We start from the raw sequence: 17,199 nt of genomic DNA on the forward strand, positions 1-17,199 counted from the left end.
GAATATTGCTATTTTATTTAAATTGTATAAAGCATTTTTACAGTACTTTTCTCCTTTAAAAGGCTACGCTTCTATCGCTCTTATTGTAGTTACTCTTGGCGCTATTGATTTTTACGTATATGACGTTACGAGTGACAAATTCATTACTGCAGAAGAAAACAAAGAAGTTTTCCAGCAAATTAAAGAAAGAAATTTGGACTTAAATTTATTATCTCAGGAAGACTAATAATTTTTGTCTCGCAAAAAAGGGTTGTTACTTCTGAAAGTAGCAACCCTTTTTTTGTGCTATTGCTATTAATAAAAATGGCATCACTATTACACAAAAAATGGTTGAGCCTTCTCTCCTATTCAAAGACCCAACCATTTAAGATTCATTTAATGATTTCTACTAATCCAATATTTTAAAATGGATAGCTGCACCACCGCCAGCATTCATTTGAATAAGCATGGCCTCTGTGGATGTTACATTCTTTTCAGAAACCACATATTTCTTGGGATCATTTAAATGTGTTGTACCAGGAGCATCTGCATAGATAATTGCTTTGTAAAGCTTATTGGGCTCCAAGAAGTCAAGGTTTACACTAACAGCTCTTCCTGTTGCGTCTGTTGCCGCACCTAAGAACCATTCTTTACCCGCTCTTCTTGCCGTAATTGCAAATTCACCAATCTCGCCTGCAAGCATCTTACTTTCATCCCAGTCAGCAGTAGAAGATGATAAAAACTTGAATGCTTTCATATCCTTTTCATAATTTTCTACTAAATCTGCTGCCATTTGCAATGGACTATAAAGAATGATAGATAATGCCAACTGTTTCACCAATGTTGTGTGCACTCTGGCCTCGTTCATGATCTCCGCTGTTGTATTCCATGCTACACGATCAGGGTTATTTTCATATTGTACATCAAAAATACCAGGTGTGTAATCTACTGGCCCGCCTAACATTCTTGTAAAAGGAATTATTACGGTGTGATTTGGAGGGTTGCCATCACTCCAACCGTTCCATTCCATACCTCTTACGCCTTCTCTTGTCATCATATTAGGCCAAGTTCTACGAATACCGGTAGGTTTGATAGGTTCGTGAGCATCCAGCATGATTTTATGTTTTGCGGCCATTTCAACCACTTTTCTATAATGATTAACCATAAACTGACCATGATGATGTTCTCCTCTTGGATAAATTCCTCCAGCATAACCTGTTTTCAAAGCGTGGATTCCTAACTCCTCATATAGTTTAAAAGCTTGGTCCATGTATTTTTCATAAGCAGGGATATCACCACCTGTCTCATTATGCATGATCAAGTAAACCCCTTTATCTTTAGCATAACCTGCCACTTCTTCTAAATCATAGCCTTTTGCTGGAGTAATGTGGTCAAAAGCATCTTTTTCACCCCATTTGTCCCATCCTGAGTTCCAGCCTTCTACTACAACCCCTCCGATATTATTTTCAGAAGCAAAGTCGATGTATTTTTTCGCTGATTCAGTTGTTGCTCCTTGACGAGGTCCTTCTTTCCATTCTTTTGTACCAATATGGAATTCCCACCAAATACCTAAATATTGCATAGGCTGAATCCATGAAGGATCTTCAATTTTTGATGGTTCATTAAGATTGATGATAAGATTTGAATTGACCAAATCAGGTGCTTTGTGTCCAACTTGAATTGTTCTCCAAGGTGTTTTCATTGGAGCTGTAGCTCTTACTTTATCGCCATTTGCCCAAGGCACTAAAGAAGCATTATAAGTATATTTCTTATCATCATCTAACTTCAATGTCATTCCTGCATAATCTGTCAATGCGGCTTCATGCAGAGAGATATAAAAGTTATCTTTTGTTTTGAAAGTAACAGGAGTTGCTACCCAAGTGGCAGAATCTACATTCGTTTGGTTATAAAGCTTTTCATAAGTATTGTAGTCTGCCCAAATCCACCAAGCATCATGGTTATCATTAAGAACAAATTCAGTGTTCTCCTCCATGATCACAAAATCTTTTAAATTAGGTTGTTCAGGAATTTCATATCTAAATCCAACACCATCATTAAACATTCTGAAGATAATGTTCATCTTTCTTTTCGCCCCATCTTTTTCTTCCAAAAATACGGTCAGTTCATTATGATGATCTAATACTTTCTTATTCTCACCCCAAGGCTGTGTCCAAGTTTGATTTAAAGTATTTCTCAATTCTCCTACAACTTTAAAGTTTCCTTTTAAAGGAGCCTGATCTTTAAGATCAAAACCTAAATAAGACTTTCTAACAATTGGTGTTCCATTCCATGTCACCTGATACCATGGTTTGCCTTCATCATCTAAATCGAATTCTAGAATTAAAGTTTCATCAGGAGAAGTGGAGGTAAGGTAAGTTGGAGTACAAGAACTCATAAACAAACTTACGAAGAAGATATAAAGCAATATTTTTAACTTATTCATTGATTGATAATTATTGGATTTCTACAAAAACTGGTAAATGGTCTGAAGGGAATTTTTTATCTCTTGCTTCCGCAATATGAGCATATCTTAAGACTTTAAAGTAACCATAAGTCATAATAAAGTCTATTTGTTCTTTTAATTCTGCATTGTAATCAAAGGCTTGAAAAGTTCCTGCAGGACCTAAAGGGTTTGTAAGACTTAACGTTTTAGTATCTTGGAAAACATTTTGAAGTTCCATAACAGCAGTAGAGTTAGGAGAACTGTTTAAATCTCCCATCAAGACTACTGATATTTTGCCATTATTGGAAAACTCTTGTGCTTTTTTGGCAATTAGTTTCGACGATTCAATTCTAGCTTCATCACCCATGTGATCATAGTGGGTGTTCATCACTATCATTGTTCTTTTGGAATGCTTGTGCTTTACTTTTATCCAAGTACAAATTCTTGGTAGTGCTGCATCCCATCCCTTACTCGGTTCTTCGGGGTTTTTTGAAAGCCAGAAAGTTCCAGAATCAATTAATTTAAATTCTTTTGTATTGTAAAAAATTGGAGAAAATTCCCCTCCTTCTTTTCCATCATCTCTGCCTACTCCAACGTAAGACATATGAGGCAATTCTTTTTCTAAATCATGCAACTGATCAACTAATACCTCTTGGCATCCAAGAATATCTACACTATTAAATTTTATAACATCACCTACCCATTGCTTTCGGTTTGGCCATGCGTTTTCACCGTCATTTGGAGTATTCATTCTAATATTGAAACTCATGACATTTATCGTTTTATTTTGAGCATAAAGCCCAATTACAAAACACATCTGAAAGAGTGATAAGAATAATATTTTTTTCATTTCTGCTAATCTGAAGTTTTCTTCAATTTTGTATAGAAAAAGCGTAATACAGTGATTTATTTAGTATTGATAACAAAATTAAGCTATTTTATCAGTCAGGAAGATGATATTCGTTGTGCTGATTATCGGCATAGCTTTAAAGCTCCTGAAATAAGGTAAAAGGATATTTTATCTCAGGCAGTCATCTTGATTTTGCTTTGTTATTGGACGTATTATAAAAAAAGAAAAATGCATCAAAATAGTATAAAAGAAAAGTACATCACTCTACTCTCAACCTTTACTGAAGATATCAATTTAATAGAGAAGAATTGGCTGGAAATTGAAAAAGCGTATTCCTCTCCAAAAAGGAAATATCATAACTTAAAGCATATTGAAAACATGATGATAGAATTAAAGGAAGTAGAAAATGACATAGAAAATAAAGAAGCAGTAGTTTTGGCTATCTATTATCATGATATCATTTATAATCCTCTAAAAAACAATAATGAATTGAAAAGTGCAGAACTAGCAGTAAAAAGATTAGCAGAATTAGGGATTGATAAAATCATTATAAAGGAGTGTGAAAGACATATTATTTCGACCAAAAGTCATGAAGCGACCTCTTCTATGGATTCAAACTATCTCATAGATATTGATATGGCAATACTAGGAAAAGAATGGAGCACCTATCAAGAATATATGGAAGGTGTTCGGGCTGAGTATTCCATTTATCCTGATTTCATTTATAATAAAGGAAGAAAAAAAGTACTTAATCATTTCTTGAATGGGGATCTATTTTTAACATCAACCTTTCAAAAAAAATATGAAGATCAAGCTCAAAAGAATATCAAAAATGAAATTGCTTTACTGAGCTAACCATTAGAATAACTTCAATGCAGGGCACTTTATATCAAATAATTCCAATCATTGTCCAACAAAAAGAAGAAGAAAAATGAGTATTAAAGGAAAAGCAATTATAATAGTTTAGAAGGTACTGCTGAAAGTAATCAAACAGTTCAAATTGACGATAGAAAACATGTTTTTGATTATTTGTAAAAATTATAATTATTATTGACCGTAACACAGATTAAACTTATTTGCAATCGATGAGATTCTTTGCTAATTTGAACATGCGAAACTAACTGATTAAATAAACTAATTACTCATGTTCGATTATCAAGAAAGAGAAAAAAATGAGGATAAGACTCAAAGTAGCTTTTTTCAAATGGCTAAATTTTGGGATATTCCAACTCCAACCATCGATCCAAAAAATCCAGAACCTGTTAAGGTTTATATAAGAAGTAAAACAGTACAGAATAATGATAAGGCAGATACAACAATTTATATTGCTCTAAGCAAAGGTTATTTTGAAAATAATTCAATTGAAAGGCCCTGTCACATCATTTTTGATTGGAGAGATTCATTTATTGAACATGAACTAAAACTGCCTAACAGTATCATTGAGATTTTACAGCAAAAACTGAAAATAAATTTCAGCGGTGTAAAATATATTCAGAATGAAAGTTCAAAAGTAACATCTCCTACTCTCAGAGCACTCTTTTCTGAAGAGGATAATCAAAAAATTGATGAGGAGACAAAAAGTAGTGAATCATTTTCTAGCTTAAGTCAAAAAACTCCTTTATCAAAAATTCAAGGACATAATGGTCATTATCCTATTCATGATAGAGAAGATGGCATCCAACTCAGTGAGCTTCTTCAGTATTATGGATTGTCTCAGAAATATGAAGCTCAATTCAATCAAAATTATGTCTATTTTCAAGCACAGAAGCCAAAGAACATCGACTATGAAAACATAGCAAAAGCTTTTTACCAAGAAGTTAATCCAGAATATGGGTATTTCAAAACACTTCTAAAATCAGCATTCAACTATTTTGATTTCAGGAAAGGACCAATAGACAGGTTTGTGCAAACCCTGAAAGATCAAAGAGATTTAACAAAAGCGGCATATACAGATCTATATCACTTTTTTATTGGTCCTGACGATGATGTCATATTTGATGAATTAGTTAAAATCCATAATCACCCCCCTTCTATCAGAAAACTAGAAGAAACTTTCACAGCACTTTATCCAGGTGAAAAAGATTTAAGGTCTTTTTTAATTGAGGCAATGCCTGAACACAGGAAGATATGTTTACAATATATTCCTAATACGAGAGATACAGCGTTGGACCTACCTTATGAAACAATCGGCACCAATATTATGAAATATCATACAAGATATTTCAATGAGAAAAAAAATATTACTCAATATAATACTAGAGTAAACAACAGAAACAGGCAAATTAACAGACGATTAAGAAAAAACATTCAATCTGGAATTCAGAAAGAATTAGAAAAACTCCAACTCAACGCCAAGTCTGTCGAACAACTCAATATGACAGAAGCTTTAGGTGGTAAAGCTCTACATGAAATCCTCATGGAAATAGGCATTCATGAAGAACTCTCTTACCTGTTACCTAAATCAAACCTCATCAACTGGGTAGATACTTCTTATGTTGAAGATGTTTATTATAATATGGAGGAAATGCTTGAACGAAATGATGAACATCCAGATTATGCAAAAATGAGCACTCCTTTTTCAGAAGGGGTACTTATCCGCTACAATGACACTGGTGCTTACGGTTATATCGTAAAACAAAATGATAATTTTTCAGGCATAGAAACAAGATTCAGAATAAGCAAAGAAGAACTTAGTGACACAAACTGGTGGGACGGTTTTGACGAACAAGGAAGATACATCATTGGAACAGATCCTCACTGGCTAATGGAAGGGGATCTCCTAGAACTTCCCGAAGGGTTTCAACCTTTAAATAATGAAACTTTTTATATCTATGACCGATTTACCAAAGAAGGAATTAAGGCTGTTAAAAATCAAGGTCAGTATAAGAAAATCCCCATAAGAAGTTCTAGCTTCCTTGAATTGAAAGATAAATTGGCAGAGAAAATCAATTCTATTGACGACAACACCAAGACTTTTGGAGCTCAGTTTGAAATTTCTCTTGATATCAATGCTCAAGTATCAGCATTATTCTATATCGGTGTCAAATTTGGCGGAGGTGTTAATATGGCATCTGGAGACGCTAGAAACTTTACTGTAAACTCACAGTGTTTTTTAAATCTTAGTGCTGGTTTTGGCAAGAAAAACGTAGCCAATGCTGGTCTTGAAGCAGGTGGAAAAAGAAGTTTGAATCCAACGCATTTCAATTCTTTAAATGGCAGTTATAACTCTTACAAACACTTTGAAGCTTTCTTCTCAAGATCTCTCTATTTATTTATGAAAGACAATGGTATGCATCATGAATTAGTAAAGCATGGCATTGATGACGGATACTGGCAGTCTGAATTAGACAATGACGGCGATGTATGGAAAGAATTGAATAAAGGGTATACAAGAAAAGTCAGAACCTCAACACACGTTCAAGCTGAAGCAGGAATTGATTCCGTTTTTTCATTGAATATGGGAAGAGAATGGAGTTCTTCTCAAAGTCTGAGAGTAGACGGAATTAAAAATATGGACGACTTAAACAAGTCTGATGACGTCTATTATCAACGAGCGCTTAAAGATGATCATAGCTATACTAACTATGCTAATTTAGAAATTGGCGATGGCACCAAACTCAGTATAAGCATGTCTGAATATGATTTTGACATCAACAAGGATAATCTTGGTAAATACCTAAACATAAGTATTACTATTCCTGGAAGAGATATTTGGAAGGGAATTAAAGGCTCTATCGATCTCAAAAATCATCCTATTACACAAGGTATAAAAAGAAATAGAGAGCTGAATAAAGGTATTGCGTCATTTGATGAAGTAATTCATCAAAACCAGGGGAAAATTGACGATCTCATGCATCAGAGAGGTATGAGACCAGAAAGAAGAGGAATTCAAAGAGAAAATATTGAATTGACCAGAGATCAAAATAAACTAAAAAAAGAAAGAGATCTTCTAAGAAGAGATATGGTCAATAAAATTAAGGGTAATGCTACTAAATTAAAAGAAGAGCTAAAAGCTCAACCTGCTCTGAAGAAGAAATTTGATAAAAGTTTAACCGGTAAAATCGATGAGTATACTCGTTTTGAATGGAACTTTATTGACATTAATAACGAGTACCACAAACAATATTTTAGAATTACAGAAGGTGGCAAAATTCAAGTTAAAGCAGGTGTTGATACAGGAATAGTTTCTACAGAAGCCGAATTTAACGGATCTGTGGAATTTCAAATCTATGAGTCCTTAGGCGACAATACGATTAGCTACGTATCAACCGTATACAATGGTATTCATAGAGAAGCCATCAACAGGTTGAATGATGAAGAGAAAGATCAGTTAAAAATATTCATAGATCAAGCGGTTACAACTGTAAAAGATCAAGGACCTTACAGCTTATTTTTCTTTTTGAAAGAAGACTCTATATATCTTCTAGAAGACTATGTTAAAGATCTTGAAAACAGCTATCATGAAAACCAAAAACCCCTTCAACTTCCACCATTAGATGGTTTACATAAAGGATACTTACTCCGTCAAAGAAATCAGTATAGCAAAATTATGGCATCATTTAGAAATGACCTTTCTAATCAAAATGGTACTAATTCTGTTTTCTCTATTAGTTCATTTAGTGAGCAACAAAAAGTGTTCTTAAATAATATCGCTCAACAACTGTTTGATGAACTTCCAGCCTTAAAGCATCAACCTCCTATTCTTACAACTAGTCAACTTTTTAAAAGCTTCAATTCTACAGATCCTGAATTTGTGAAATTGAAAGAAAAATTATTAGGAGAAGGTATCGGTCATGGACAATGGGAAAAATTTAAGAAAACTAGGGGAATGTCTGGTAGCCCCAAAGAAATAAAGTCACTTGCTACAAGTTTTGCATTAGATGTAAAAACAAGTGTTTACGATTATGTAAAAACTATTGATGACCCGAAAGATGCTTCATGGAGTAGGTGTAAGCTAAAGGAGTTAACAAGCGAACAGGCTTATTATTATCTAGGAGATATAAAGGATATTGTTCGATATATTAAAGAAAAAAACAGAAGCAGAATGACAAATAGAGGAAACAAAGCAGATCATAATGGATTGAAAGTTGGAGATATTAAAGCTTCAAACTTAATGAAGAAAATTTTAAAAAATGATAATGAGGAAGAGCAGGACTTCTCAGTAGAGTTTGAAAATGAAATACTGTATCCTTTATTACTAGAAAATATAATATATGGAAAACAAATTTATTAGTTTATTAATGCTTCTACTTACGCTATTGTATAGCTGTAAAAATTATAATACGATGGACGAAAAACAAGCTATTCAAGCTCTTAAGGATAAAAATTTTGAGGACTTTGGTTATACTCTTGATGAAAATAAAGAATATGTTATTAAAATAAGAATTGAGGATTCGAAAGATCTAAGTGAATTTCCTGAAGAATTAAAAGCTTTCACTAAGCTAGAAAGAATTTGGTTGCTAGGTTGTAATATTAAAGAAATTCCAGAATTTGTTACCCAATTTAATAGCTTGAAAGAAATTTCATTAAGCGATAATCCAATTGAAGAATTACCAGAGTTTCTTAGTGAAATTAAAACTTTAACTGATTTAAATATTTCGAGTACTAATATTTCTAAGATTCCTGAATCCTATTCGGAAATTCCTATGGTAGGCATAATTATCAAAGACTCTAAAATTGAGGGTTTCCCTCCAATTTTATATAAATGGAAGAACACATTAGAGGCTTTGTATCTCAACCCTTTAGATGAATTACCTTCAGATATTGGTACGTTTAAAAAACTCAACTGGCTCACTGCTGAATTAAATAGTTTCAAATATATTGACACCATTGAAAGTATGGAATGGCTAAAGCTATATAACAGCAAAGCGAAATACTTACCGGAAAACTTTGGCAATCTAAAAAACCTTGAAGACTTAGACCTTAGAGATTGTAAAAACTTAGTCAAGCTTCCTAACTCAATTGGAAATGTGAAAAAGTTTTGGGGATTGATGCTTGATGGTTGTGAGCGACTTACTGCCTTACCCAGAGGCATTGAAAATGTCAGTATTGGTGTGCTAGATTTATCAGGGTGCCATCAACTCAGAAGTGTACCTAAGGGATTACAAGTCGGAACAATTAGAGCTGAAAATACAAAGTGGAAAAGTATGCCAAGTGGTATTTTCTTCAGTGAAGCCAATACTTTGTGGGTGACAGGACATCAAATTTCTGATATTACGGGTATTGGAAATATGTACAATCTTGAGCTTTGTAACCTTGCAAATGGTAATATTCAAAAAATACCAGATGGTATCGGAAGGCTTAAAACTTTATCAAGTTTGAACTTAGAACATAATAAGATTAAAGTTATACCTCCTGCATTAAAAAGTTGCCCTAACCTTAAAAGCATAAAATTATTTGGCAATCCTGTTTTTGATATGGCGGAGGTAGATCTATTGAATTAGAGTCTTCATTAAAATGTCATTCAAAATGATTTACTTTTAGTAACAAACAAAATATTTACAAATGTGAAAGCTGAGAAACGATTAAGATTCAAATCAGAGAAACTAATCAATTCCAATTTTACTGTCCAGAATAAGAAGAAACAAATGGTATTTTGAGTGGTAAAAAAGTCAAAAAGCTGAAATCACACTCTATCAAACCTTCATTCCGCCGAGAAATAATGTCTCTTCTATAGGCTCAAAAAAATAATTTTGATTAATATTGTTGTTATCATCCATAATAAAGATAAACAACTTATTAAGATAAACTTTTTAAAGAGATAGATGTTCTCATCTCACAAAGAACTTATATAAAATTGATAAGTATAATTGTTCTATTTCTTACTTTTTAGATAAACATTATGAGCCAATACAATTATAAAGACATATGCCATAAAGTGATCAAACTGACAGAGGAAGTGGGTCATTTCATTGCTTCTGAGAGACAAAATTTCGATGACAGCAAGATTGAATACAAAGGTTTGAATGACCTTGTTTCTTACGTGGATAAAACCGCAGAAAAAAAAATTGTGGAAGGTCTTGAAGCAATAATGCCTGAAGCCGGTTTCATAGGCGAAGAAGGTACTAACAAGAGCTCCAACAACGGCTTGAAATGGATTATTGATCCGCTGGATGGCACCACGAACTTTATTCATGGTATTCCTATTTTCTCTATTAGTATTGGCTTGATCAGTGAAACCGATTATTGTCTTGGAGTTGTAAGAGAAGTAAATCTTGATGAGTGTTTTTATGCTTGGAAAGACGGCGGAGCCTTTTTAAATGGAGCACCTATTCATGTTTCTAGACAAACTGAACTTAAAAGTGGATTAATTGCTACAGGCTTCCCTTATTATGATTTTGAGAAAATGCCTCAGTATATGAATATTTTAATGGGAATGATGGAAGGATGTCACGGCGTAAGAAGGCTAGGATCTGCAGCTGTAGATTTAGCTTACGTAGCTTGTGGCCGTTTGGAAGGGTTCTTTGAATATAACCTTAATGCTTGGGATGTTGCCGCTGGGGCTATAATTGTGAAAGAAGCAGGTGGAGTAGTTTCTACTTTTTCCAACAATCCAACTTACATTGAGGAGCGTGAAATTATTGCGGCACCGCCAAGTATTCATAAAGAAATGCAAGAAATTATATACAAAAAATGGAATAGCTGATGCTATTCCATTTCATTTGTGGTTGTATCCCCTTTCGTACTAAAGAAATAAGTATCTGTTCTTGTTACTTCATCTCTATAACTTGATTGCAATTCCAAACAATATTCTGTCAGAGAATCCAATTCATCAAAGAAAAGATTTTCTGTCAGAACATCATCTCTGATTTGAATTTGATTATAAGGAATGCTTTCACTATTTATAATATTAGTACTTTTTTCTCTTTTAGAAAATTTATAATGAAGACTGTAGAAGCCTCTTTCACTTTTTTGCCAGCCTACTATTTTCACATCAATAGCTAACTGAGTTAGAGAGTCCTCAACTTCTACTTCAATGGCATCATGGAATACATGCTGCACTGGATCCAACACAAACTCATCTGCACTATCTTCGTCACTCATACATGAAGAAAACAGAAAGATGGTTACAATAAAAAACGGTAAATAAATACTCTTCATCACGATAATACTATTGTCTTGAATAGGACAATCAAAACTCTTCAGATGACAATAATATCATGATTTTTTTCAAAATACAAAAGAGACACCCTTTCAAGGTGCCTCTTTTTTAATGATTTATATTTTGATTCAAGTTATTTTAAGCTTGTTCACCTTCAAAAAACGAATGCTACTAACCAAAAATACTACTTCAATTATTTGACTTCTAACATTAATACAGAAGTTGGATCCAATGAGATCACCCCACTTGATAAATCATACTTTTTCCCAGTAAGAATGTCTGTTGCTGATTTAGCCCCTTGTAGAGTTTCCTCAAAACGATCTAATTTCAACTCAATGTTATCAGAATTCTTATTGAACACTGTCATTACTTTTGTTTGATCATCAAATCTGAACATTACATATGTTTCATTCTTTGGGTAGTAATGGATCAACTTACCTGATTGTAATGCAGTTGTCTTTGTTCTGTATTGGTTTAATGTCTTGATCAAGTTCATTGCATTTTTTTGCTGCTCATTCAAGCCTGCTCCTGTAAACGCATTAACCTTGTCACCTTCCCAGCCACCTGGCATATCAATTCTCAATCCGCCGTGATCGCCTGGGTTTTCTGGATAAGACATTGTAATCTCAGTACCATAATATACCTGCGGTATACCTCTCAGCGTATATAAGTAAACCATTGCCATTTTATATAAGTCATAGTTCTGGTTCACTTGATCATAAATACGAGCCATATCGTGGTTATCCATAAAAGTAACTAAGTTGTATGGATCTACATATAAGAAATCATTTGCCAGCATTTCAAAAGCAGCACCAAAGCTATCTTGCCATGATTCCTCTGGAGAAACGTTCAATGATTTCACAAATGCTTCTTGGTTCGGGAAATCCATCATTGACGGCATAAAACATTGGTAACCATCTCTGTTTACTTGGCCTGCTTGCCATCTTGCAATAATTGCTGGATTTGATGTCCACTCCTCACCTACAATATTGAAGTTTGGATACTCTTCCATGATGCTTCTCGACCAATCACTCATAAAATCTGCATCAGGATAAGAGAAAGTATCTTGACGAATTCCACCTAAACCTGCAAATTCTACCCACCAGATTGAGTTTTGAATTAAATATTTTGCCATCAGTGGATTAGACTGATTCAAGTCTGGCATTCTATCAACGAACCATCCATCACTAAATGCTTTCTTTTCTGACTCAGTAGTATACGGATCTGCTAAAGAAGCTCTATTGTGATTTGTCATTGGCTTTTCAGCCATTTCAGCATGGTGATACCAATCTTTTGTGGGAAGATCTTTTGTCCACCAGTGATTTAAACCTGCGTGGTTCTCCACTTGGTCCATGATAATTTTAATACCTCTTTTCTTCGCTTCTTCTACTAATCTAACATAGTCTTCATTAGAACCGTAGCGAGCGTCTACTTTATAATAGTCAGTGATTGCATAACCATGGTAAGAGTAGTCCACTTGATTACTTTCTAAAACAGGACAAATCCAAATGGCTGTAAAACCAAGACCTTTGATATAATCTAAGTTATCAATGATACCTTGTAAGTCACCACCATGACGCTTGCCATTGTCAGATCGGTCTGTATCTTCATACATTCCTTCTACATGATCATTTTCAGGAATTGCATTTGCAAAACGATCTGGAGTAATCAGGTACATCACATCTTTGTTGGAAAAACCTTTTCTGTTTGCTGAGTTTTTTGCTCTTGCTTTCAATTCATAGTCATAAGTAAAAACTACTTTACCTTTTCTTTTGAATTGGATTGGAAACTTACCCGGTTTAACAGCATCACTAAGTCTTAGATTCAAAAACAAGTAGTTAGGGTTTTCTACCTTGATTACTTGTTCCAAAGTCACTCCTTCATAAGCAATTGAAGGATCTAAATCGTTGATGTTTTCACCATGCACAAGCACTTGCAGTTCAGGATTGACCATTCCAACCCACCAAAAAGCAGGTTCTACACGGTCTATAGATACTTTTGCTTTCGCATGAGAAAGCTGGAGTATAGTGATACTCATCAAGAGGGTTAGTAGATATTTCATTTTCATATTTAAAAATTATAATAATTCTGGATTTATTCAGAACGATGTAAATTCAGAACACAATAAACAACGTATTCAATGGATATAAAAGAACATTATATACTTTTAGGAATGTTTATTATAACGTCTGTGAATATTAAATAATCCCTAAAAGACAACGTCATCTCATATACATTTATTAGTATTTATATAAAATAAAAATTTCAGATTTTCTCCTCTTGTATTATGTAGCTTTTTGAGCTAGAAATTAATTCTGTAATTCTCGTTCTCTCTCTTTTTGAGCTGCTTCTAATTTATCATTCATATCTTTCTTCAATTTCACGAGCGTTTTGAATTTGATAAAAGACCCAAAAATAAATAAAAAGAAAGAAGCCACTAACATAGAGTATTTAATTGTTGCTTCATCTTTATAAATTGTAAAAGAACAAACAACCATTATAATTCCTACCAATGTAAATAAGTAACCATGCATAATTATATAGTGAAAAGTTTATTTGTAAACAGACAGAAATAATTACAGCAAAGTTATTGGTTATTTTTTGGGAGTACAACTTTAAAATGCATGACTAACCGTTATTATCACTTTTTGTGCGAAGTAATCACAAAAAACAACAATAAATGCATCAAATTAACTTTATCTTGCTCTCTAGTAGTTTTTTAAGAAGGTCATCAAACGACGTAAATACCATCTATCTCTTCCTGAAGATTCTAAGAAACCAACATGACCTCCATATTTTGGCACCTCCAAATACAGTTGATCGTTCCCCATTGCCTCCACATAGGGATAGCATTCATGGGATAAGAAAGGATCATCTTCAGCATTCAAGATCAAAGTTGGAATAGAAATATCTGGAAGGAACTGTTTTGAACTACATTTGGTCCAATAGTCTTCTGCATCTGAGAAACCGTGTACCGGAGCTGTATATAAATTATCAAACTCAACAAAGGAAGTTGCTTTTTCAATCAACAGTATTTTTGCTGAATCAGGATCTTCCCTTCTGATTTTTTCAATTGCTTTCTTTTTTAGAGAAACCAAGAAATCATTGAGGTAAAACCAATTCTTTTTTTGCTGTAAAGTTCTTGCTGATGAATTAAGGTGGACGGGAACAGATACTGCAACTGCTGCTTTTATTTTAGGATGAAGATCTTCAGCATTTTCTCCCAAATATTTCAACGTAATATTCCCTCCTAAACTAAAACCAATAAGGTAAATTTTGCGGTAATGATCATGAATTTCATTCAAGAGAAATTCCAATTCTTCAGTTCTACCACTATGATAAGACGTTTTTCTTAAGTTAAGTTCTCCACTGCAACTTTTATGGTTCATAGCCCATACATCCCATGTTTTGGAAAAGTAATCCGCTATTTCCAATATATAGCCTGATTTTGACGAACCTTCAAGACCATGAAGTATAATGACAGCAGTATCTGATTCACTCAGAATAGTATCTACATCAAAAAAATCATTGTCTACAGTTTGGTAACGTTTCCTTAAGTATTTTGGTGTTTTTTGTCTTTTAATACGGTTAGAGAAAATGGTATTAAAATGTGGGTTTTTAAACCAAAAGTTTGGTGAAAATTGAGAATTAATAATCGGCATTATGATAATTTTTTTAACATCCAAATTGAACATCCATGATGTGAAGTAGCTCCTAAAGGTTTATGAAGCCTTTCAAAACCTACTTTTTCATAAAGTGCAATCCCTTTTGATAGTTGAGGCATCGTTTCTAAATAACAACAAGTATAGTTTTTATTCTCGGCAAAGGTCAAGCATTTTTCAATCAGTTTCCTGCCTAAGCCCTTTCCTCTTCCTTCTTTCTTCAAATATATTTTCTGGAGTTCACAAACTGTTCTCTCCGCTCCCTCCAATATGTTGATCCCTGCTCCTCCAATAATTTGATTTTGGTCCTCAATGACATAATAAATGGCATTTTCAGATTGATAAACTTCACTCAGGTTAAAAAGCTGTTCATCATAATAAGCTGTACCTGGCAAATTTGCCTCATGTTCTTCCAACACACTTTGTATTAATTGTCCTATTTCATCATTATCAGATGAAGTAATGGGCCTTATTTGCATATCAAGTTATTTTTGACAACAAATTTACATAGAATATAAACAAAAAAAAGGTTAGCATTTTCATAAATACTAACCTTTATTCAAAATCTGTAAATCTTTATACTTTAGTTTTCACCTGCAATGCGTGATTGCTATAACTATAGTTTTTAATGAAATCATTAAATGACACTTCAATTTGATCAGCATTGCTTTTTTGAGCAAGTACAAGTTTAGCATTATGATACCTTTTCATCAACCTCTCGTCAGTTTGAAATACAATTTCATTCTCCGTCTTTTCAGAAGGCAATAATTTGTATACCTCATGAAGTTGGTCATTCATTAATTCAACTAATGCATACTCATCTGTAAACTTTACAGACATTTTCATGTCTACATCTTTTTCATTTGATGATTTGATGACTCCAGAATACCAAGTACGTTTTTGACAAGGTAATTCTACAGAGGTTGACATACATGATTCAAAAATCACGATAAAGACTAATAGTACAGCAACTATACTTAATGATAGTGTGTGTTTGGTAGTAATTTCCATTTAACGATAAATAAGGAGTTATTAATATTAAAAAATTTATGCAGTAACACTCGTCTTAACATAGTTCCTTTAAGACAGTACTAATTTAACAACTTCTGCTTATTAATTTCAACCAAACAATATACACAACGCTCTTATTAACAAATAGTTAGAAAAATTTATTATTTAGATAAAAAAATATTTAAAAAAGAAGCTGATTCAGGAAAAACAGCCCTTCTATATAACATTGTTCTCGATTAAACATTTATTAAAATATGTATATCTATTTTAATAAATAACACCAAACACTATATAACAAATACTAAGTACATCAACTAAGGTTCTATACATCATGTATTTAATGTTGTAAACCAACCTTATTAATTACATGAAATCTATAACCCTATTCTTTACCTCCCTGTTATTATTCTCGAACATGCTTTTTGCAGACAATGCAGAGGATGAAAAAAACAGGAACAAAAACTATGATGCTTCAAATGCTCCTAAACTAAAAACAGCACCTTTCACCAGAGGCATTGGTGATGACGCCACTTTGGAGTTGTTTACTGAAGGAAAGCATAAAATGCTGATCGACCGTCAAACTGAAAATATTCTTTTCGACAAATTAGTTGAAGGAAAGGATTTTGTTCGTGTGTATACGGATTACAGTGATGGTCAGAAAGCAATGATTATCTGGCAAGCACAGAAAACAAAGAAGAAGTCTGAAGAGGTAAAATGGAAAATTTATACTTATAAGTATTTCCCTTCTCTTGGATGGAGACCTGTAGATAATCAAACAACTCAGGTTAAATCTTTTAAATAAAATTTTTGAGTATAAAAAAGCGGTCTTGGATGATGATATCCAAGACCGCTTTTTTTATTTAAATGTAAAGTGTAAAGTCCTAAAATAACGATACACTAAAACAATCGTTATTATGGAAGACAATAAAAGTCAATATGTTAAAAGAACTCAGAAGGATTATTCAATGTCCTTAAAACTTCAAATTGTCTCAGAAGTTGAAAGTGGTCAATTAAGTTTAAAAGGAGCTACACGTAAATATGGAATACAGGGAGATAGAACAGTAAAGGTTTGGTTACAAAAATATGGTAACTTTGACTGGAACCATAAAGTCAGTACCATGAAGAAGAAAACACCTGAACAAGAACTGTTAGA

14 protein-coding genes and 1 pseudogene are annotated in these 17,199 nt (G+C 33.3%); 7 read left to right on the top strand and 8 right to left on the bottom strand.

Annotated features, from left to right (window positions below):
* Window positions 1–22: 22 nt before the first annotated feature.
* Window positions 23–226, top strand: a complete 204-nt coding sequence (locus AVL50_RS03210; RefSeq protein WP_157491121.1) for a hypothetical protein — start codon at window positions 23–25, stop codon at window positions 224–226.
* Window positions 227–388: 162 nt separating this feature from the next.
* On the opposite strand, the gene AVL50_RS03215 is transcribed toward AVL50_RS03210, so the two are convergent.
* Window positions 389–2,422, bottom strand: a complete 2,034-nt coding sequence (locus AVL50_RS03215) for a glycoside hydrolase family 97 protein (RefSeq protein WP_062615030.1) — start codon at window positions 2,420–2,422, stop codon at window positions 389–391.
* A gap of 10 nt (window positions 2,423–2,432) precedes the next feature.
* Window positions 2,433–3,272 carry an endonuclease/exonuclease/phosphatase family protein gene (locus AVL50_RS03220; RefSeq protein WP_063850519.1) on the bottom strand — a complete coding sequence of 280 codons (840 nt, stop codon included), beginning with the start codon at window positions 3,270–3,272 and terminating at the stop codon, window positions 2,433–2,435.
* 228 nt (window positions 3,273–3,500) lie between these two features.
* On the opposite strand from AVL50_RS03220, the gene AVL50_RS03225 reads away from it, so the two are divergent.
* From AVL50_RS03225 to AVL50_RS03240, 4 genes are all read left to right on the top strand, one after another.
* Complete coding sequence (locus tag AVL50_RS03225; RefSeq protein WP_062615032.1) at window positions 3,501–4,127, top strand: hypothetical protein; 627 nt, start codon at window positions 3,501–3,503, stop codon at window positions 4,125–4,127.
* A gap of 289 nt (window positions 4,128–4,416) precedes the next feature.
* Entirely contained in the window at window positions 4,417–8,505 is a 4,089-nt protein-coding gene (locus AVL50_RS03230; RefSeq protein WP_062615033.1) for a hypothetical protein, read from the top strand.
* Between the two features lie 52 nt (window positions 8,506–8,557).
* Complete coding sequence (locus AVL50_RS03235) at window positions 8,558–9,715, top strand: leucine-rich repeat domain-containing protein (RefSeq protein ID WP_062615034.1); 1,158 nt, start codon at window positions 8,558–8,560, stop codon at window positions 9,713–9,715.
* Window positions 9,716–10,113: 398 nt separating this feature from the next.
* A complete protein-coding gene (locus AVL50_RS03240; protein ID WP_062615035.1) occupies window positions 10,114–10,917 on the top strand; it encodes an inositol monophosphatase family protein in 804 nt (267 codons plus the stop codon).
* A 2-nt stretch (window positions 10,918–10,919) separates the two neighbouring features.
* On the opposite strand, the gene AVL50_RS03245 is transcribed toward AVL50_RS03240, so the two are convergent.
* The 6 genes from AVL50_RS03245 to AVL50_RS03270 all read right to left on the bottom strand — a co-directional run bounded on the left by AVL50_RS03245 (window position 10,920) and on the right by AVL50_RS03270 (window position 15,965).
* Window positions 10,920–11,315 (bottom strand): hypothetical protein, encoded by a 396-nt coding sequence (locus tag AVL50_RS03245; protein ID WP_062615036.1) that lies wholly within the window; start codon window positions 11,313–11,315, stop codon window positions 10,920–10,922.
* A gap of 251 nt (window positions 11,316–11,566) precedes the next feature.
* Window positions 11,567–13,435, bottom strand: a complete 1,869-nt coding sequence (locus tag AVL50_RS03250) for a glycoside hydrolase family 13 protein (protein ID WP_253764250.1) — start codon at window positions 13,433–13,435, stop codon at window positions 11,567–11,569.
* Between the two features lie 247 nt (window positions 13,436–13,682).
* Window positions 13,683–13,907: a hypothetical protein gene (locus AVL50_RS03255; protein WP_062615038.1), complete on the bottom strand. Its 225-nt coding sequence runs from the start codon at window positions 13,905–13,907 to the stop codon at window positions 13,683–13,685.
* Between the two features lie 174 nt (window positions 13,908–14,081).
* Complete coding sequence (locus AVL50_RS03260; protein ID WP_063850525.1) at window positions 14,082–15,035, bottom strand: YheT family hydrolase; 954 nt, start codon at window positions 15,033–15,035, stop codon at window positions 14,082–14,084.
* Entirely contained in the window at window positions 15,035–15,514 is a 480-nt protein-coding gene (locus AVL50_RS03265) for a GNAT family N-acetyltransferase (protein ID WP_062615040.1), read from the bottom strand. Before AVL50_RS03265 ends, AVL50_RS03260 begins: the two co-directional genes overlap by 1 nt.
* 97 nt (window positions 15,515–15,611) lie before the next feature.
* On the bottom strand, window positions 15,612–15,965 hold the full coding sequence (locus AVL50_RS03270) for a hypothetical protein (protein ID WP_062615041.1): 354 nt from the start codon (window positions 15,963–15,965) through the stop codon (window positions 15,612–15,614).
* 448 nt (window positions 15,966–16,413) lie between these two features.
* Here AVL50_RS03270 and AVL50_RS03275 point away from each other — a divergent pair, with 448 nt between their 5' ends.
* Window positions 16,414–16,848, top strand: a complete 435-nt coding sequence (locus AVL50_RS03275) for a hypothetical protein (protein ID WP_157491122.1) — start codon at window positions 16,414–16,416, stop codon at window positions 16,846–16,848.
* Between the two features lie 112 nt (window positions 16,849–16,960).
* Window positions 16,961–17,199 (top strand): annotated as a pseudogene (locus tag AVL50_RS03280) (helix-turn-helix domain-containing protein); the annotation flags it as partial.

It is taken from the genome of Flammeovirga sp. SJP92 (genome assembly GCF_001583495.1).
Lineage (GTDB): Bacteria > Bacteroidota > Bacteroidia > Cytophagales > Flammeovirgaceae > Flammeovirga.